General features: G+C 68.5%; 15 protein-coding genes. 7 read left to right on the top strand and 8 right to left on the bottom strand.

The window, feature by feature from the left end; all coding sequences use genetic code 11:
* Position 1: 1 nt before the first annotated feature.
* From ACQPYM_RS05460 to ACQPYM_RS05470, 3 genes are read right to left on the bottom strand one after another with little or no spacing between them, the layout of a single operon-like run.
* Positions 2-1039, bottom strand: coding sequence for a hypothetical protein (locus tag ACQPYM_RS05460; RefSeq protein ID WP_433015768.1), 1038 nt, complete (start codon positions 1037-1039; stop codon positions 2-4).
* Complete coding sequence (locus ACQPYM_RS05465; protein WP_433015771.1) at positions 1036-1260, bottom strand: heavy-metal-associated domain-containing protein; 225 nt, start codon at positions 1258-1260, stop codon at positions 1036-1038. Before ACQPYM_RS05465 ends, ACQPYM_RS05460 begins: the two co-directional genes overlap by 4 nt.
* Positions 1261-1318: 58 nt before the next feature.
* On the bottom strand, positions 1319-1627 hold the full coding sequence (locus tag ACQPYM_RS05470; protein ID WP_433015774.1) for a metal-sensitive transcriptional regulator: 309 nt from the start codon (positions 1625-1627) through the stop codon (positions 1319-1321).
* Positions 1628-1819: 192 nt separating this feature from the next.
* Here ACQPYM_RS05470 and ACQPYM_RS05475 point away from each other — a divergent pair, with 192 nt between their 5' ends.
* From ACQPYM_RS05475 to ACQPYM_RS05485, 3 genes are all read left to right on the top strand, one after another.
* Entirely contained in the window at positions 1820-2257 is a 438-nt protein-coding gene (locus ACQPYM_RS05475; protein WP_433015777.1) for a hypothetical protein, read from the top strand.
* 87 nt (positions 2258-2344) lie between these two features.
* Positions 2345-3301, top strand: coding sequence for an ABC transporter ATP-binding protein (locus ACQPYM_RS05480; RefSeq protein ID WP_433015780.1), 957 nt, complete (start codon positions 2345-2347; stop codon positions 3299-3301).
* Positions 3298-4281, top strand: coding sequence for an ABC transporter permease subunit (locus tag ACQPYM_RS05485; protein ID WP_433015783.1), 984 nt, complete (start codon positions 3298-3300; stop codon positions 4279-4281). The genes ACQPYM_RS05480 and ACQPYM_RS05485 overlap by 4 nt, the downstream gene beginning before the upstream one ends.
* On the opposite strand, the gene ACQPYM_RS05490 is transcribed toward ACQPYM_RS05485, so the two are convergent.
* Positions 4274-6823: a YfhO family protein gene (locus ACQPYM_RS05490; protein ID WP_433023193.1), complete on the bottom strand. Its 2550-nt coding sequence runs from the start codon at positions 6821-6823 to the stop codon at positions 4274-4276. The two genes, ACQPYM_RS05485 and ACQPYM_RS05490, sit on opposite strands and share 8 nt — an antisense overlap.
* Positions 6824-6896: 73 nt before the next feature.
* Between ACQPYM_RS05490 and ACQPYM_RS05495 the strand changes: the two genes are divergently transcribed.
* A complete protein-coding gene (locus ACQPYM_RS05495; RefSeq protein ID WP_433015785.1) occupies positions 6897-7850 on the top strand; it encodes a glycosyltransferase family 2 protein in 954 nt (317 codons plus the stop codon).
* 118 nt (positions 7851-7968) lie between these two features.
* On the opposite strand, the gene ACQPYM_RS05500 is transcribed toward ACQPYM_RS05495, so the two are convergent.
* Positions 7969-9048: an ABC transporter ATP-binding protein gene (locus ACQPYM_RS05500; protein ID WP_433015786.1), complete on the bottom strand. Its 1080-nt coding sequence runs from the start codon at positions 9046-9048 to the stop codon at positions 7969-7971.
* A gap of 234 nt (positions 9049-9282) precedes the next feature.
* Here ACQPYM_RS05500 and ACQPYM_RS05505 point away from each other — a divergent pair, with 234 nt between their 5' ends.
* Positions 9283-10302, top strand: a complete 1020-nt coding sequence (locus ACQPYM_RS05505) for a LacI family DNA-binding transcriptional regulator (RefSeq protein ID WP_433015788.1) — start codon at positions 9283-9285, stop codon at positions 10300-10302.
* 278 nt (positions 10303-10580) lie between these two features.
* Positions 10581-11933, top strand: coding sequence for a DUF222 domain-containing protein (locus ACQPYM_RS05510; RefSeq protein WP_433015790.1), 1353 nt, complete (start codon positions 10581-10583; stop codon positions 11931-11933).
* A 1182-nt stretch (positions 11934-13115) separates the two neighbouring features.
* Here ACQPYM_RS05510 and ACQPYM_RS05515 read toward each other — a convergent pair.
* The 3 genes from ACQPYM_RS05515 to soxR all read right to left on the bottom strand — a co-directional run bounded on the left by ACQPYM_RS05515 (position 13116) and on the right by soxR (position 15038).
* A complete protein-coding gene (locus ACQPYM_RS05515) occupies positions 13116-13628 on the bottom strand; it encodes a hypothetical protein (protein WP_433015792.1) in 513 nt (170 codons plus the stop codon).
* Positions 13629-13768: 140 nt separating this feature from the next.
* Positions 13769-14407: a snapalysin gene (gene snpA, locus ACQPYM_RS05520; RefSeq protein WP_433015794.1), complete on the bottom strand. Its 639-nt coding sequence runs from the start codon at positions 14405-14407 to the stop codon at positions 13769-13771.
* A 154-nt stretch (positions 14408-14561) separates the two neighbouring features.
* Complete coding sequence (soxR, locus tag ACQPYM_RS05525; RefSeq protein ID WP_360285388.1) at positions 14562-15038, bottom strand: redox-sensitive transcriptional activator SoxR; 477 nt, start codon at positions 15036-15038, stop codon at positions 14562-14564.
* 435 nt (positions 15039-15473) lie between these two features.
* Here soxR and ACQPYM_RS05530 point away from each other — a divergent pair, with 435 nt between their 5' ends.
* A complete protein-coding gene (locus ACQPYM_RS05530; RefSeq protein WP_433015797.1) occupies positions 15474-17573 on the top strand; it encodes a DEAD/DEAH box helicase in 2100 nt (699 codons plus the stop codon).
* The last annotated feature ends 13 nt before the right edge of the window (positions 17574-17586 follow it).

Below are 17586 nucleotides of genomic sequence, written 5' to 3' on the forward strand. Positions count from 1 at the left end.
TTCAGTGGCCGTGCGGGGTTTCTTCGTGCCCCGGAGTCTGGCCCGGAGTCTCGCCCGGCTTCGAGCTCGGCGCCGGGGTCTGGCTCGCGCTGGGCAGCGTGGTGGGCGGCACGATCGCCGTCCCGGTGCTGCCGACGTTCACGGTGAACTCGGCGGTGCGCACCTTGCCGGCGTGCTGGAAGTCCAGGAACAGGCTGTACGTGCCGGCGGTCGGGAACGTCGTACCGAACTTGATCTCCGGTCCGCCCTTCATCCCCGCCTTTGCCTCGATGGACGGATGGGTGTGCAGGTAGGCGAGATCGCCGCCGCGCAGTGACACCAGGTGCCCGAAGGCGCCGAGGTACGGCTGCAGGTCGGTGACGGGCTTGCCCGCCTTGCTGATGTTGAAGGTCAGCTCGGATTCCTTGCCGGCGATCGGCTTCCCGGCCAGCGTCACGTCGTACCCGTCGACCGAGTAGACGCTCGTGGGTTCGTTCAGCGGAACAGGAATGTAGAGACCGGACACGTTGACGTCGGCACCGAGCGTCAGCGTCTTGCCGAGTGCGGTCGGCTGGAAGTCGGTGAACAGCCGCCACGTACCACCGGCGGTGAACGTGAACGGAATGCTCCACGTCCCATCGGCGGCCCGGGTCGGGTGCACGTGGTGGAACCCGGACAGATCCCGCCGTACGACGATCAGGTGCAGGTCCTTCTCATGGGTCTCCGTGTACTGCGTGACGGTCTTGCCGTCCGGACCCTGGATCGTGAAGCTCAGCGTCTGCGGCTTGCCGGGCTGGAAGAACGTGGTCTTCGGCACCAGCGTGTAGCCGAACTGGGACACCGCGAGCCCTGGCGGTTGCGCGTCGGGCTCGCTGTGTCCACCGCCGTGGTCACCGCCCTCGGCCTCGCCCGCGGGCATGCCCTCGGCGTGGCCGCCGGACGGCGCCGGGTCGGCTGCCGCGACCGGGTCGACCACGGAGCCGAGTGCGAACGCGCCGGCGAAGGCGAGCGCCAGTGCACCAGCGAACGCGCCGAGCCGGACCGCGACAGCCCTGGTCATGCGCCCGGGGTGGCGAGCTCGTAGCCCGCCTCGTCGACGGCCTCGCGGACGGCGGCCTCTGCCAGCGCCGACTCGCTCGTCACGTGCACGGCGGAGGTGCCGCCGGCGTTGAGGTCGATCTTGACCTCCTGGACGCCCGGCAGCTTGCCGAGCTCCTCGGTCACGGCGGCGGTGCAGTGACCGCAGGTCATCCCGTTGACGGCGTACGTCGTGGTGGTCATGGCAAGACTCCTAGCTCGGATGTGTTGATTCGGGGTGGTGCAGAGGGTGGCGCGCAGGTCAGCTGCGGACGAGCCGGGCGATGGCGTCGGAGGCTTCGCGGATCTTCTCCTCCGCCTCCACGCCGCCCTTCTGCGCGGCGTCGACCACGCAGTGCGACAGGTGCTCGTCCAGGAGCTCGAGGGAGAAGGACTGCAGCGCCTTCGTGGCCGCCGACACCTGGGTCAGGATGTCGATGCAGTACTTGTCCTCCTCGACCATCCGCTGCAGGCCGCGCACCTGCCCCTCGATCCGGCGCAGCCGCTTCAGGTGGCTGGTCTTCTCCGAGGTGTACCCGTGCACGTGCTCGGCGCTCTCTTCGGTGGTCATGGCGGTGCTCCTTCTCCCAGCTGCTACCCCTGCGGGGTATGTCGACACACGAAAAGTTACCCCCTATGGGTATGGAATGCAAGTCCCGAGCGATACCTGGCCGGGGTATCACAAAGGTGCAACGCAGCGTGACCGGCAGACCCCGCGCCGTAGTATCGTGAACGTCGCGGCGCCCGCCGGGCAACAACAGGCATGAGAGCCATCCGCCACACCAGCCCGGAGGCTGACACCGCCGGACTGCCGGGCGATCCCAAGGCTCTGTACAAGCGCTTGAAGAAGGATGCTCCCCGCAACAGCCGCGGAGAGACCGAACTGCTCGTGTACGCCGCGGACGCGTTGCGCACCGGCCAGGTACCGGCCGACGTACGGTCCGCGCTGTACCGGGCGCTGGGTCACCTCGATCACCTGGAGGTGTCGGACCGCGTGGTCAACCTGGCCGGCAAGGTCGGCATCGCGTACGGCAGTGACGACGGCAACACCCGCCAGGAGATCATCATCGATCCCCGGACCGGCGACTACATCGGCGAGCGCTCGGTCCTCACCAGCGGCGCGAATCGTGGCCGGGTGGACGGCTTCAGCTCGGTCACCACCGCCATCGCCGACCGGATCGGCGTACGGCCGGCGCGCTGACCCGAGCAACAAACCCGGCGAGGTGGACGTCTCCTCCTGCAAGGATGAGCGTCCCCTCGCCGAGGGGGTCTGAACGAGAGGGGCGGCATGCCCGACCTGGCGATCCGTACGCAGGCGCTGCGGAAGACATATCGGACCCGGCGGGGCAAACGTGTGGTGGCGGTGCAGGGTCTGGACCTGGAGGTACCGATCGGTGGGGTGCACGGCTTCCTCGGGCCGAACGGTTCCGGCAAGACCACCTCGATCCGGATGCTGCTCGGCCTGGTCCGGGCCGACGCCGGCACGATGGCGGTGTTCGACCAGGTGGTGCCGGACCGGCTGCCCGACATCGTCGGCCGGGTCGGCGCGATCGTCGAGTCGCCGAAGTTCTTCCCCGCCTTCAGCGGCCGCAAGAACCTCGAACTGCTCGCGGATGCGACCGGCGCACCCCGCCGGCGGGTCGGCGAAGTCCTCGAGCAGACCTCGCTGGGCGACCGGGGCAAGGACCGGTTCAAGACCTACTCGCTCGGTATGAAGCAGCGGCTGGCGATCGCCGCCACCCTGCTCAAGGAGCCCGACCTGCTGATCTTCGACGAGCCGACCAACGGCCTCGACCCGGCCGGCATCCGGGAGATCCGCGAGACCATGCGCGCCCTCGGACAGCAGGGCCGGACGGTCCTGGTCAGCAGCCACATCCTCGCCGAGGTCGAGCAGGTCGCGGACACTGTCTCGATCATCGGCCACGGCCGGTTGCTTGCCTCGGGCACCGTTGCCGAGGTGATCGGTGGCGGCGGAAAGGCCACCGTGAAGGTTGCCCTCGACACCTTGACCGGCGAGCACACTGCCAACCAGGAGCGAGCGACCACGATTCTCACCACCGCGGGTCTCTCGGTCCGGGCCGAAGGCAAGTATCTCTACGTCGACGGCGCCGAGCATCCGGCCGACGTGACGAGGCGCCTTGCCCAGCAGGAGTTGTATGTGTCCGAGCTGGTCCCGGTCCGCGCCGATCTGGAGTCGGTCTTCCTGGAACTGACCGCCGACGAGGGCCTGGGAGGCGACCGATGATCCGGCTCACCGGGGTCGAGCTCCGTCGGCTGATTGCCCGCCGCTTGACCGTCATCGGTGTCGCCGCGGTGCTGCTCATCACCGCGTTCCTGCTGTTTGCCACCTGGCGCGAAGCCCGACCGCTTTCGGAGGCGACGCAGCGCCAGAACCAGGCCTTCTTCGAGGAGGCGCAGAAGGACTGGAAGCTGAACGGGGCGAAGTACCAGAAGGAATGTGAGGCCTCCTATGCCTCGGTACCGGATCCGAAGCCTCCGCTCAAGGAGTACTGTCCGGGACCGCCGACGATCGAGCAGTTCGGCAAGCCGCAGACGGTGTTCGCCGAGGTGATGCCGAACCTGCTCCAGGGTTCGTCGTACCTGCTGGTGTTCATCGCGTTCCTGATCGGGGCGAGCTTTGTCGGCGCTGAGTTCAGCAGCGGGTCGATTGGCAACTGGCTGACGTTCGAACCACGCCGGATGCGGGTCTACGGCAGCAAACTGGCGGGTGCCGCGATCGGTCTGGTGCCGGTGGCGATCGGGATCATCGCCTTCCTGATGCTCGGGACGTACCTGATCGTCGACCACTACGGGACCACGGCCAGCATGACGGGCGAGGTCTGGGGCGACCTGTTCGAGCGAGCCGGCCGGATCGTGCTGATGACGGCGGTCGGAGCGGCGCTCGGCGGCGTGGTTGGGTTGCTGCTGCGGCACACGGCAGCGGCGATCGGGCTGGTGATGGGGTACGTCGTCATCATCGAGGCCGTGTTCGGTGGCTTCCTGGTGCAGACCCAGCCCTGGCTGATCAGGCTCAACTTCGACGCGTTCATCGGCCACGGGGCGAAGTACTTCGTCCAGGAGTGTGACGGCGGAGGCGGGAACTACACCTGCAACATGATCGAGAAGCACCTGTCGTTCGAGCACGGCGCCTGGTATCTCAGCATCGCCACCGTGGCGCTGGTGCTGCTCGGGGCGCTGGTCTTCCGGCGCCGCGACGTCAACTAGCGGGCTGCGCTGCCTGCTCCGGCTTCGGCTGCTCGGTCTGCTCCGGTTGCTCGGACTGCACGGACTGCCCGGACTGCACGGGCTGCTCCGGCTTGCGACGGCGGCGCCGGAGTACCGGGATCAGCAGTAGCGCGAGGGTGATCAGCGCGGCGCCTGCGCCGGCTGCCAGGCCGACTTCCAGGCCTGGCGGCCGGTAGCCGCAGCTCACCCTGTTGCTCGGCCCGGCCAGCTTCACGGCGAGGAGTCCGCCGAACTCGGTGGGCTCCTGCGCCTTGCCGCCGTCGACCGCGCAGCGCCAGCCCGGCACGCGCGGTACGGAGACCACCGCGAGGCCGGTACTGCCCGGCTTCAGCGTTGCGACGATCGAGTGTCCGCCAGTCTTCACCTCGGTGGCACCCGACGCGCGCCGCTCGGCGATCGCGGCCTGGAGCTTGGCCTGGTCGAGACAGCCGACCGCCCCGGTCATCGGGAGCCGCCCCGACGAGGCGACGATCTCGAGCTCGATGGCCACGACTCCGCTTGCCGGCGTCGACCCGAGCTCCAGCATCGCGCTGCTCGTGGTGATACCGGGCCGCCGCGGTGCGGAGAACTCCTTCCACTCGCCGTCCTGACCGAGACGCGCCTTGCCGGTGACCCGGGGCAGGATGAGGTGGACGGTCGAGCCGACCGGGCACTGCGCTGTCAGGGAAACCACACCTGGCGTAGCGGTCCGGCGCCCCCGGTACTCCGGTACGTCGTACACCTTCGCGCCCAGAAGCCTTTCCTGGAAGGCGAAAGCGTTGTCGGGCTGGGGCGCGTCGGCCGGCGGCTCGGGATGCACGGTGACCAGCGGGGGCGCGTCGGCCCGCTGGATGGTGTCACCGTCGAGCCGGGCACCGACCGCGAAGATCGCGTCCGTCACGGCGTTGTCGAGGGAATGCGAAGCGCGCCCGTACCCGACCCAGCCGAAGCCGAGGTCGGTGAGTGTGCGGTTCAGGGTCGCGGGGAGCAGGCTGCTGTAGTAGCCGCCGCCTTGACCGCCCAGCAACAAGGGGTCGTTGGGCGTCTGCGCAGTACCAGGATCGGTCCGGTACTGCGGCCAGTCGGAGGCCTCACGGACCTTGTCGGCCAGCTCGCTCTGGCGTGCTCCCCAGGGTGGCGCGGCTGCCCCCAGGACCTTGCTTCGCTGCTCGTCGACGACTATGGCGGTCCAGGTGAGTTCGACTGCAACCGCCGCGATGAGCACGACCCCGGCGATGAGGGCGAGGTGCGGGCGGTCGACGTACCGACCGGCCAGGAGCACCAGCAGGATGAGGACGCCCGAGCACGCGAGGACGATGATGCTGCCGTTGGTCAGCAGGGGACTGTTCTGGCTCAGGATGGCGAGCGTGACCACGATGGCGGTACCGCCGGCCAGCGCCGTCCAGTTGGGAAGGCGGTCGGCGACCGACAACCAGGCGGCGATCACGAGAAGGGCGCAGAGCACGAACCCTTGCCGGTACTGGCTTCCGTTGGGGGAGTCGAAGCCGTGCCAGATCTCGTGCGTCGGGGTCCAAAGGAACGAGGCGGTGACCAGGACGACCAGGAGGGTCCAGGTGATCCGGGTGACCACTTTGACCGCTGAGTTGAAGGGGAGCGTCGCGGCCAGGAGCAGGGCCGCAGTACCGACGTACAGGCTGGCGCTGCGGCCTACGCCTTCGGACAGCGGGAGGAGTCGCGCGAAGAAGTTCTCCAGCGGGACAGGTACGAAGATGCCGGGCGGGGAGGGAGCGGCGAGGCCGTTCGCGTTGAAGACCGGGATGAGGACGGGGGCCGACAACGCCAGGCCGAGCACGGTCACGAGGGCGTGGCGCAGTACGCCGTACAGGCGGTCGAGCCAGCCGAGCTCGCTGGTCAGCAGGCGGGCCACCAGGAACAGGCCGGCCGCGATCGTCGCCATGTAGGCGGTGTAGAAGTTGGAGACCCAGAACACTGCGACGACGAGGACGCTGATGGTCCGGTGCTTGCGCTGGAGTGACCACTCCGCCACGAGACAGAACATCGGCAACGCGATCAGGCCGTCTAGCCACATCGGGACGTAGGCACCGTCGTCGATCGCCCACCCACACAGTCCGTACGACGCGCCGAGGGCCGCCGCCAGCCACCACGGCCCCGGCCGCATCCGGATCAGCAGCGCCGCCATCGCGGCCGCCGCCAGGGCGAGCTTCAGGGTGGTGATGACGAACACCGCGAGATCGATGTCGTCGCGCGGGAACAGCACCACCAGGAACGACAACGGACTGCTGAGGTCGACCCCGTAGTCGCCGAGGAACCCGACGCCGAACGCGCTCTGCCAGTTGAAGAACAGGTCGCCCTGGGCGTTCCCGGTCAGCACGTCCCAGAAATGGGCGAAGAAAGGGACATACTGGGCCCCGAGGTCGTTCGTACTCCGGGAGTCCGGCCCGAACGGGTAGGTGCCGCGGAACATCCCCGCCACCACGAACCCGAGGGCAGCCACCAGCCCGGCAACCAGCGCCGCCGGCTTGCCGCGCGGAGGAGTGCCGTTGACGGTTGCCTCGTGCACCGACTGCAAAGGGATGTCCTCCGGGAAGTGCGGGCGGGTCAGCGGTCCGGCGCCAGGCTACACTCCTGGCCAGGTGGTCGATCTCCCCTGGAGTGCAATGCGGTTGACGCTGGTGGTTCCCTGTTTCAACGAGGCGGACGGGATTTCCCGGTTCCACGAGACTGTCGGACGGGAGCTGGCCGGTACTGGCGCGTCGTACGAGATCATCTACGTCGATGACGGCAGCACCGACGGCACCTTCGACGAGCTGGTCAAGATCGCCACCGTCGACCCGACCGTGCGCTATCTGTCCTTCAGCCGGAACTTCGGCAAGGAATCGGCCATGCTGGCCGGTCTGCGGCACTCCAGCGGCGACGCGGTGATCGTGATGGACGCCGATCTCCAGCATCCACCGGAGCTGATCCCGCGGCTGGTGGAGCTGCACGGCCGTGGCTTCGACCAGGTGATCGCCCGGCGGACCAGATCCGGCGACCCGGCCACCAGGACGCTGCTCGCCCGGGCGTACTACCGGCTGATCAATCACTGGGCCGATGTCGAACTCGTCGACGGGGTCGGCGACTTCCGGCTGCTGTCGCGCCGCGCGGTCGACGGGCTGCTCGAGCTGGGGGAGAACAACCGCTTCTCCAAGGGACTGTTCGCCTGGATCGGGTTCGACTCGGTCATCTTCGAGTACGAGAACGTGCAGCGGGAGAACGGCGGCAGCCGGTGGTCGTTCCGCAAGCTGTTCGAGTACGGGCTGGACGGGCTGCTGTCGTTCAACAACAAACCGCTGCGGGTGGCGATCTACATCGGCATGATGCTGACCCTGGTCGCGGTGGTGTACGCGATCTGGGTGATCGTGGTGGCGGCGACGCAGGGCGTGGAGATGCCCGGGTACGTCACGCTGATCGCGGCGATCACCGGGCTCGGCGGGCTGCAGATGATGATGCTCGGGCTGATCGGCGAGTACATCGGCCGGATCTACTACGAGACCAAGCAGCGGCCGCACTACCTGGTCAAGGACACCAACCTGACACCGCGGGACTGAGCCGCCCCGCTTGACGCTGGTCCGTACGCCGGTCCTGACGCCGGCCCTCGACGCAAACGCCGGCCCCGGGGCGAACGAGTCGCTCCGGGGCCGGCGTCCGTAGTACGGGACCTGGGAATCAGGCGATGAGGCGCTCCTCGGTGGAGGACGAGAACAGGTGCAGCTTGTCCGGCTGGGCCTCCAGGTGGATCAGCGAGCCCTTCTCGACGTTCATCCGGGCGCCGATCTTGGCCACGATCTGCTGGTGGTTGCCGTCGTGCTCGGCGGTGCCGTAGAGGAACGCGTCCGCGCCGAGCTCCTCGATCACGGCGACGTGCACCGGCAGGCCGTTGTCGGAGACCTTGAAGGCCTCCGGACGGACGCCGATCGAGACGGTCTTGTCGTTACCGGCCTTGGCCAGGATGTCGCGCGACACCGGGACGGTGTAGTCGCCGAGCTTGACGCCGCCGTCGACCAGGTCGCCGGTCAGCAGGTTCATCGCGGGCGAGCCGATGAAGCCGGCCACGAACAGGTTCTTCGGGTTGTCGTACAGGTTCAGCGGGGTGTCGACCTGCTGGAGCAGACCGTCCTTGAGCACCGCGACGCGGTCACCCATCGTCATGGCCTCGACCTGGTCGTGGGTGACGTAGACGGTGGTGACGCCGAGACGCTGCTGCAGCTCGGCGATCTGGGTACGGGTCTGGACGCGGAGCTTGGCGTCGAGGTTCGACAGCGGCTCGTCCATCAGGAAGACCTGCGGGTTACGCACGATGGCGCGACCCATGGCGACCCGCTGACGCTGACCACCGGACAGCGCCTTCGGCTTGCGGTCGAGGTACTCCTCCAGGCCGAGCAGCTTGGCGGCCTCCTGGACTCGCTTGGCGCGGTCCTCCTTGGAGACACCCTGCATCTTCAGCGCGAAGCCCATGTTGTCCGCCACCGACATGTGCGGGTACAGAGCGTAGTTCTGGAACACCATCGCGATGTCCCGCTCTTTCGGCGGGCGGTGGGTGACGTCGCGGTCGCCGATGTAGATGGAGCCCTCGTTGACCTCTTCGAGGCCGGCGAGCATCCGCAGCGAGGTGGACTTGCCGCAACCGGACGGGCCGACGAGGACCATGAACTCGCCGTCCTCGATCTCGAGGTTGAGCTTGTCGACGGCGGGCTTCTCAGAACCGGGGTAGACCCGGGATGCCGCCTTGAACGAGACAGTAGCCATGACTGTGTACCTTCCTTCACCGGCAGGAACGTGCCGGACGATCCGAGTAAAGGCCCCCGGGCGGGGGTGCGCCCATCCTGACCTGAGCGGCAGCTCCTGACAAGGTGTACGGCGTGTGAGATGTCCGTACTGTTCACTCCTTGGACACTTCTGCGCAGACTGGTCGCTGGGCGCGGCTGCAAGTTCTTGCAAAGTCTTGCTGCAAGTTCAGTGATCGGTGGGTAGGGTGCCGCCGTGAGCAGTAGAGCGAGGCTGGCCGACATCGCGGTCAAGGCCGGCGTCAGCGAGGCGACCGTTTCCCGGGTCCTGAACGGCAAGCCGGGGGTCGCGGAGGACACCAGACAGGCGGTACTGACCGCCCTCGACGTGCTCGGCTTCGAGCGCCCGACCCGGCTCCGGCGCCGCTCGGCCGGGCTGATCGGCTTGGTGATGCCGGAGCTGATCAACCCGATCTTCCCCGCCTTCGCCCAGGTGATCGAGTCGGCCCTGTCGCAACGCGGCTTCACCCCGGTCCTGTGCACCCAGTCACCGTCGGGCGCCACCGAGGAGGAGTACGTCGAGATGCTGCTCGAACGCGGCGTCTCCGGCATCATCTTCGTCTCCGGCCTGCACGCCGACACCGGCGCCGACCACGGCCGCTACCAGTCCCTGGTAGAACGCCACCTCCCAGTCGTCTTCGTCAACGGCTACCTCCCCGGCGTCGAGGCCCCCTTCGTCTCCTCCGACGAGTACGCCGCCATGGAACTGGCCGTCTCCCACCTGGTTGCTCTAGGCCACCAACGCATCGGCTTCGCCTCCGGCCCAGAACGCTTCACCGTCGTCAAACGGAAGCTGGCCGGCTACCGCACCACGATGAAGGCGCAACTAGGCCTGACGGACTCCGACCTGGACGAACTGGTCGAACTGAGCATGTTCGGCGTAGAAGGTGGCCACGCCGCAGCCCAGCGCCTCCTGGACGTAGGCGTCAGCGCGGTCGTCTGCGGCTCCGACATGATGGCCCTAGGCGTCATCAGAGCCGCCCGCCAACGCGGCCTCTCCGTCCCCACCGACCTCTCAGTAGTCGGCTACGACGACGCCCCCATGATGGAATTCACCGATCCCCCCATGACCACCATCCGCCAGCCGGTCAACGCCATGGCCCTGGCCGCCGTCCAGTCCCTCCTCGAGGAAGTCCGCGGCCACACCACCCCCCACACAGAATTCCTCTTCCGCCCAGAACTAGTAGTCCGCAATACCACCGGCCCGAACCGCTAGCCCAACAACTCCAGCAAGAGCAACAACAGACAGCCACAAGCAAAGCAACAGCAGAACAACTAAACAGTGCGCGACTCCCGCGCTGGCTGAGGACGTGCCGCGCGCTGGCGTGGCATCGGGGCATCGGCAAATACTTGTCCTAAGCAACATTAGCCGGTTACCCACAGGTGGAGGCCTCCTGTGTACAACTTGGCCAGTTCCTGCCAAACGCGGTTTCCCTTATAAACAAGGCAGTCTGAGTTCAGAAACTGTCGGTGGCGGTGTCTAGAGTTTGCTGTATGGAGACCACGCAGCTACTCCCACCGTCGAGGCTCGGTGACAGCGCTTTGCTGTCCACTCTCGACGCGGTCGAGGCTGCCCTCTCCACGCTGACCACGTACCGCCTGCAGTTGGTCGCGGACTTCGACCAGCGCGGCCTGGCAGGCGAGCATGGTGCCCGCGACACGATCGAGTTCTTGTCGCTGCGTCACCATCGCAACCGCCGCGAGATCAAGCGAGACCTCGCGACCGCCGAGGCGCTCCGCAGCTACACCGCTGTCAAGGCCGCGCTGTCGGACCCGGCAGCACCCGCCGACCCGACGCCCACCACCGCCGACGCGCCGGCACTGGGCCTGGTGTTGAACCCGGGCCAGGCCGAAGCGATCGTCACCACCTTGGGGAAGGCGCCGGCGTCGGTCCCGGACGAGTTGTTGCGGGTGGCTGAGGAGCAGATGATCGAAGCCGCTCAGCTGCTCACTCCGGACGGGCTGCTGGGTTTCGGCCGCGAGGTGCTGGCCCGGTTGGACACCGACGGCCCTGAACCCGCCGAACACGACGCCGCCGCCCGTGAGTCGCTCACGCTGCACCGGGCTGACGGCGGCGTGAAGTTCACCGGCTACCTGGCTGGCGAGAACGCGGAGGAGTTCCGCACCCAGATCAACCGCCTGTCGAAGCCTCACCGCACCGTCGACGGTGAGCTGGACCCGCGTCCGCACGACAAGCGCCAGGCCGACGCGTTGAGCTTGATTCTGGACCTGGCCGCGGCCAACACACCCCGCAGCGACAGCGACCCTGGTACGTCGGGTGGGCCGGGTGTTCCGCACATCACCATCACCATCGATTTCGACGACCTCCGCGCCGCCACCGCCCAAGCGGTGGGGGAGTTGGTGTACGGCGACAACCTGTCCGCCTCCGCGATCCGGCGGCTGGCCTGTGACGCCGCGATCTTGCCGATCGTGCTCGGCTCGGACTCCCAGCCGCTGGATGTCGGCACCGAGCAGCGTTTCGTGACCCGGCCGATCCGGCGGGCGCTGATGAGGCGGGACAAGGGCTGCGTGGTCTGCAAGGCGCCGCCGTGGCAGTGCCACGCCCACCACCTGATCCACTGGATCGACGGCGGCCCGACCTCGATCGCCAATCTGGTGCTGCTGTGCGCCGGCCACCACCGCGCCGTCCACTCCCGGCCAGTGGGCCATCACCATCACCGGCGGCGTCGTCCACGTCACCCGGCCCACCTGGACCAGCCCCGGCACCACCAGCGCCGCGGACCTGGCCGCCTTGACCGACCTGTCCCGCTACTACACCCCGACCTCCGGCCGACAGGTCAGCGTCAACCCCCACCACGAACACCCCAGCATCACCACGCCCCATGAGCACCCCAACGTCACCCCGAACCACGAGCACCCCCACCGGCTCCCGGCCACCAGCCTCACCGGACAACCCAGCCCGCAACCAGACTCGCACCCCAAGGTGCAAGCCGGTACCGGAGACCTGTCCTGGCTCACCCCAGAAGCCACCGCACTCCTAGACCCCTGGGGCGACAACGGCACGCCCTCCGCCGGCCCATAACACCCCGCGTCCGCCGGCGCCTCCGCACCCGCGACGCCAAAGATCCACAGCCCACACCTCCACAGCGCCTATCCGGCCACGGCCAGGCGCCGCTAACCCACGCCAAAGCCAGCCCGCTCCGCCCCAGCCAGCTTCAATCGGGTCTGTGGCCTGCCGGGTCCTTGCCCCGCCGATCCGCAACCAGCATCCCAACAGGGCACCCGCCGCCCGCCCACGCCCTCACTCGGCCGATCCGTGACCAGCCAGCCTCAACCGGGCCTCAGCCCGCCCGCGCCCGCACTCTTACCCGGGCCACCCGCGATCAGCCAGCCTCGACCGGGCCCGCGGTCGGCCCGTGTCCTCACTCCGGCCGACCCGCGATCAGCCAGCCTCGACCGGGCCCGCGGTCGGCCCGTGTCCTCACTCCGGCCGACCCGCGATCAGCCAGCCTCGACCGGGCCCGCGGTCCGCCCGTGTCCTCACTCCGGCCGACCCGCGATCAGCCAGCCTCAGCCCGGCCCGCGGTCGGCCCGTGTCCTCACTCCGGCCGACCCGCGATCAGCCAGCCTCAGCCCGGCCCGTGGTCCGCCCGCGCTCTTGCCCCGCCGTTCCACGGCCAGCCAAAACCCAACCAGGCCCGCCGCTCACCGCTTACGATCCGCCGTCCTGCCCAGCCCAGCCTGGACATCGTCGAGGATGTGCCGCCGGCAGACGGTGCGGGTCGCTGGCTGCCTCGGCCGGCCGCTGCGGCTGCTCGCCGTCCGCCGCCGTCCGTTGACTATTGCTTGCGATCCGTTGGCGCGGATCGTCATCTGTCCTGGTCGGCTCGGGGAGCGGTGGAAGGGCATCGGTTTGGGGTAGCGCGGTGCCATCCGGGCGGGGGCGAGTTGGAGGGGTGGGGTTGCCTCACGTGGGATCGCGTCGTGTTGGTGGCACTACCGCACGCATGGTTCTTGTTGGTGTGGGAGGCGGGCTTCTTGTCGACTGGTTGATGGGGTGGGTGGAGGTCAGGTTGTGGGGGCTGGAGCGGTGGGGCGTGGGGTGGGGTCTTGGTGGGTGATGGCGGTGGCCACCTCGTGGATGGCGGTGCGGAGGAGGTTGCCGTAGGGATTTTGGGGGAGGTGGTGCGCTTGGGCTTGGGCGGCGGCCAGGTGGGTGGCGGCGGCTTCGAAGGAGCTGAGGCGGCGGTAGTTGTCGGCGAGGTTGAGGTGGAGCGAGGGGTAGAAGCCGGCGATGTGGAGGTCGGGGTGGTGGGACTGGGTGCGCTGTTCGGTGATGGCGTCGGCTGCGTCCAAGGCACGGATGTCCCAGGCCAGAGCTTGCGCGGGGTCCTCGTAGAGGTCGGCGAGGTAGTGGGCCAGGGTGCAGCGGTGGAGTGGGTCGCCGGTGACGCCGATGGTCGACCACAGAGCCAGGAGTTTGTCGCGGGCTGATGCGACGTCGCCGGACCGGCCCTCGGCGACCGCTCGCGTGATGGCTTCCATGGTCGAATCGGAAGCGGCGGCGGTGTTGGTTGACATCTGGCCAGGGTCGGCGTTCGAGCAACCTGAAGGTCAAGCGCCGCCAGCTCGGACGATTGCAGCCGGCTGCGGGGGCGGGCGCAGCCGGCTGGGTGGGCTAGCGGTGTGGGGTTAGTGCTGGGTTAGTTCAGTGGTGGGCGTCAGTTGGCCCAGAGGGTGTTGACGCGGTTGCGTTCGGTTGCGTCGGGGGTGGCGTTGGTGCAGGAGGTGCCTGGGCCGCCGCCGGACATTAGTTCTGAGCAGGGGCCGGAGTAGTGGTCGGGGAGGCCTAGGACGTGGCCGGTTTCGTGGGCTGTTACTCGGGTTGAGTTGTACTGCTGGTTCTGGGCGTAGTCGAGGAAGATGTAGCCGTTGCCGCGGCCGTCTGTGGATGCGTACGAGCCACGCGAGTCGTTGCCCTCGGTGTAGTAGAAGTCGTAGTTGCTGCCCTCAACGAGTTTCACGTTGCTGACGGACGAGTTCCAGATCGACGTACTGGAAGCGATCTGGGAGGCGAAGGTCGGGGCGTCGACGGCGTAGGTGACGGTGACCGCGGCAGCCTTCTTGCCCGCCTTGGCCTGCTGGGCTTGTTTCGCGCGGGCGGACTTCATCACCGCTTCGTAGAACGCCTTGGTGGCGGCCTCGTCCTGGGGTGATCCGGTGTACGCCGCGATGGTGGTGGGTGCGGCGGCCGTGCTGGGGGCGGAAGCGCTGGCCGGGGCGGCGGCAAAAGCCGGAACGGCCAAGGCGGCGGCTACTGCCAGGCCGGTCAGGGAAGTCAGGAGACGGCGATGCGACATGGGGAGGGCCTCACTCCGTGGTCTGTGGCGGAAAGCGACCGGTGGATTACTGATCGCTACAGACCGGGATGTTGCCAAGCGGCACCGAAAACCGCACCAGATCGGGAAGAACTCGGGGGTTAACCCTCGTTCACCGACGCCGGCCCTATGACCGTCATAACTCGCTGGGTATGCCGACGTTCAGGATGCGGGCACCCGGTCCACGTTCGGCCAGCCGGTCGGCCTTGTTGTAGAGGTTGCAGCGTTGCAGGCTCAGGCAGCCGCACCCGATGCAGCCGTCCAGGTCGTCGCGCAGTCGCTCGAGCTCGGCGATCCGCTCGTCCAGGCGGCCGCGCCATGACTTCGACAACCGGCTCCAGTCGGAGCGGGTCGGCGTACGGTCGTCGGGCAGTGAGTCCAGCGCTGCCTTGATCTCGGCCAGCGCGAGGCCGACTCGCTGGGCCGCCTGGATGAAGGCGATCCGGCGCAACGTACTGCGCAGGTACTGCCGCTGGTTCCCGGCGGTCCGCCGTGAGGTGATCAGCCCTTGATCCTCGTAGAACCGCAAGGCCGACGAGGCGACACCGGAGCGATGCGCGATCTCCCCGATCGACAGCCAGTGGTCCTTGCTGGGAATGGTCTCCTCCGCCATACCCTCACCCTAGGACGCCCGCACAAGAGCTGAAGCGAACTTGAGCATTTCGGTCAGTCGCCCGGTGGCAGTCGAAGGCGTTCAGTCCCCGTACTGCGAGGTCCGGCGCCAAGGCCGGAGCTCGCTCGATCGGCGTCGGAGTTCACCCTCAGGGGCGCCGGTCACCGGGTGTGGTCAGAGGCGGGGCTGATTCGGGGTATACTTTTCGGCGTCGGTGCGCGATCGCGTCACCAGAGCATTCCCCAGGCGCTCCGACCCGTCGGTTTCAGCATCCCGCTGATGGACCACCGGCGACGATGGGTGCAACGCGATAGCACCCGCAGGTCGATGCCTAATCTCCTGCCCAGCACGGACCAGTCCGGCCAGATAGTTGTGGCCGGCGCTCCCGTGCGGCTCCGATCCGGCATCAGTCCGTGACGTTGAGAGAGAGATTGCGTGTCCCAGCACCACCAGGACCAGTTCGTACCCGCCGATGGCACCGAGGCCGCAGGCCAGAAGAAGCCCCGGCACAAGAAGTTCCAGAGCCAGTCGTACGGCGAGCGGATGGCCGCCGAACTCGATGCACCCAGCACCCCCGGTACCGAGCGCAGCTCGGCCAGGGTCGAGAAGGTTGCCCCCGCTCCCGAGCGGCGCGGCGGCCCCTCGCAGTACTCCGACCGCGGCAGCCGTGGCGAGCGCCGTGACGCCCCGGTGAAGGGTTACCGCGCGGAGCGGACCCCCAGTCGTGGCACTGACAGCCGTGGCAGCGAGAGCCGTTCCTCGTACCCGCGGAGCAGCCAGCCGACGTCGTCGTACCCGAAGAGCAGCTACCAGGGCTCCTCGGACAAGCCGGCCTTCCGGAGCAACGACCGGGACAGCCGCGGTTTCGACCGTCCGGCCCGTGACGACCGTCCCGCTCGGGACGACCGCCCGGCCCGCACCTTCAACCGCGACGACCGCCCCGCTCGGGACGACCGTCCCGCCCGCACCTTCAACCGGGACGAGCGTCCGGCCCGCAGCTTCGACCGCGACGAGCGTCCGGCCCGCAGCTTCGACCGTGGCGACCGCGACAGCCGTGGTTTCGACCGCGACCGTCCGGCCCGCAACTACGACCGTGGCGACCGTGCGTTCGACCTTCCCGAGCGGAAGTTCGAGCCGATCGAGGATCTCGGTGAGGTTGCCGAGGGCAACGGTTTCGCCGCCCTCGGGCTCGCGCCGCGGCTGGTGCAGCGGATGGCCAAGGACGGCATCACCGCGCCGTTCCCGATCCAGGAAGCCACCATCCCGGACGCGCTGGCCGGCAAGGACGTGCTCGGTCGCGGTCAGACCGGTTCGGGCAAGACGCTCGGCTTCGGTCTGCCGACGCTGATGCGGCTGGCCGGCGGCCACACCGAGTCGCGCCGTCCGCGCGGCATGGTGCTGGTGCCGACCCGTGAGCTCGCCATGCAGGTGCACGACGCGCTCGAGCCGCTCGCCCACGTGATGGGTGTCTCGATCAAGCTGATCGCCGGCGGGCTGCCCTACCCGAAGCAGATCGACGCGCTGCGCCGTGGTGTCGACCTGCTGATCGCCACCCCCGGCCGGCTGATCGACCTGTGTGAGCAGGGCGCTGCCGACCTGGGCGCGGTCGAGGTGGCCGTGCTCGACGAGGCCGACCACATGTGCGACATGGGCTTCATGCCCGCCGTCACCACGCTGCTCGACATGACACCGCCGGAAGGTCAGCGGCTGCTCTTCTCGGCGACGCTGGACAACGACGTCGACAAGATCGTGAAGACCTACCTGAAGGACCCGGTCACGCACTCGACCGAGTCCGGCCAGGCCACCGTCTCGACGATGGAGCACCACCTGCTCGTCATCGAGCCGGGTCACAAGCAGTCGCTGACGGCCGAGCTGGCCAGCCGCGACGGCCGCACCATCGTGTTCGTCCGGACCAAGCTGGGCGCCGACCGCGTCGCCACCCAGCTGCGCGACCGTGGCGTGATGGCCGCGGCGCTGCACGGCGGCCTGACCCAGGGCGCCCGGAACCGGACGCTGGACCAGTTCAAGGACGGTTCGGTCCCGGTGCTCGTCGCCACGGATGTCGCGGCTCGCGGTATCCACGTCGACGATGTCGGCCTGGTCGTCCAGGCTGACCCGCCGGCCGAGCACAAGGACTACCTGCACCGCGCCGGCCGTACCGCGCGCGCCGGTGGCAAGGGCGCGGTCGTCACGCTGCTCCTGCCGCACCAGCGCCGGGGCATGATCCGGATGGCCGAGTCGGCCGGTGTCGCCACCGAGCCGGTCCGCGCCCGTCCGGGTGACGGCCTCGTGACCGAGCTGACCGGCGGCACCAAGCCGTCGGGCTACCCGGTCAAGCTGCCCGCGCCGAAGCCGACGCGTGGCGGCGGTGGCTTCAACCGCGGCGGCAAGCGCTTCGGTGGTGGCAGCGGTGGTTACCAGGGCAACCGCGCCGGTGGCGGCAGCCGTCGTCCGGAGCGTTCCGGTGGCGGTCAGCGTCGCCCCGAGGGCAGCGGCAACCGCTACGAAGGTGGCAACAAGACCTACCAGCGCTGATCTAGCGTGAACC

This window comes from Kribbella sp. CA-294648, assembly GCF_050943845.1.
In the GTDB taxonomy this organism is placed as follows: Bacteria; Actinomycetota; Actinomycetes; order Propionibacteriales; family Kribbellaceae; genus Kribbella.

Coding starts and splice junctions, on each gene's coding strand:
- ACQPYM_RS05510 (WP_433015790.1), top strand. CDS start 10,581: ATGGAGACCACGCAGCTACTCCCACCGTCGAGGCTCGGTGACAGCGCT.
- ACQPYM_RS05485 (WP_433015783.1), top strand. CDS start 3,298: ATGATCCGGCTCACCGGGGTCGAGCTCCGTCGGCTGATTGCCCGCCGC.
- ACQPYM_RS05500 (WP_433015786.1), bottom strand. CDS start 9,048: ATGGCTACTGTCTCGTTCAAGGCGGCATCCCGGGTCTACCCCGGTTCT.
- soxR (WP_360285388.1), bottom strand. CDS start 15,038: ATGGCGGAGGAGACCATTCCCAGCAAGGACCACTGGCTGTCGATCGGG.
- ACQPYM_RS05465 (WP_433015771.1), bottom strand. CDS start 1,260: ATGACCACCACGACGTACGCCGTCAACGGGATGACCTGCGGTCACTGC.
- ACQPYM_RS05515 (WP_433015792.1), bottom strand. CDS start 13,628: ATGTCAACCAACACCGCCGCCGCTTCCGATTCGACCATGGAAGCCATC.
- ACQPYM_RS05480 (WP_433015780.1), top strand. CDS start 2,345: ATGCCCGACCTGGCGATCCGTACGCAGGCGCTGCGGAAGACATATCGG.
- ACQPYM_RS05475 (WP_433015777.1), top strand. CDS start 1,820: ATGAGAGCCATCCGCCACACCAGCCCGGAGGCTGACACCGCCGGACTG.
- ACQPYM_RS05460 (WP_433015768.1), bottom strand. CDS start 1,039: ATGACCAGGGCTGTCGCGGTCCGGCTCGGCGCGTTCGCTGGTGCACTG.
- ACQPYM_RS05470 (WP_433015774.1), bottom strand. CDS start 1,627: ATGACCACCGAAGAGAGCGCCGAGCACGTGCACGGGTACACCTCGGAG.
- snpA (WP_433015794.1), bottom strand. CDS start 14,407: ATGTCGCATCGCCGTCTCCTGACTTCCCTGACCGGCCTGGCAGTAGCC.